The sequence below is a fragment of the Clavibacter lycopersici genome (assembly GCF_003576405.1).
GTDB classification, from domain to species: Bacteria; Actinomycetota; Actinomycetes; order Actinomycetales; family Microbacteriaceae; genus Clavibacter; species Clavibacter lycopersici.
The window spans coordinates 1-475 of record NZ_QWGT01000543.1; the positions used below are offsets into that span (position 1 = coordinate 1).

The 475-nt window shown below is 76.0% G+C and carries 1 protein-coding gene; it reads left to right on the forward strand.

The features are described from left to right. Positions 1 to 475 (forward strand): UDP-N-acetylglucosamine--N-acetylmuramyl-(pentapeptide) pyrophosphoryl-undecaprenol N-acetylglucosamine transferase (locus DZG00_RS16445; protein ID WP_304650949.1); only part of this gene is annotated, 475 nt, incomplete at both ends.

The following is a 475-nucleotide window of genomic DNA, read 5'->3' on the forward strand; positions in this document are numbered from 1 at the left end:
CGTCGTCGGCATGCCGCTGCGCCGCGAGATCGCGACCCTCGACCGCGACGCCGTCCGCGACGCCGCGCGCGCCGAGCTGGGCCTCGACGCCGACCGGCCGACCCTCCTCGTCACGGGCGGATCCACGGGCGCGCGCAGCCTCAACCGCACCGTCGTGCAGGTGGCCGAGCGCATCACCGCGACGGGCGCGCAGATCCTGCACATCGTCGGCGGCGCGCAGGAGTTCACCGACCCGGGCGTCGACCGCTACCACGTGGTCGGCTACTCCGACCGGATGGAGCTCGCCATCGCGGCGGCCGACCTCGTCGTCTCCCGCGCCGGCGCCGGCGCCCTCTCGGAGCTCACGGCCGTGGGGCTCCCCGCCGTCTACGTCCCGTACCCGGTGGGCAACGGCGATCAGGCCGTCAACGTCCGCGGGGTGGTCGCGGCAGGCGGCGGCATCGTCGTCGCCGACGCCGAGTTCACGCCCGACTGG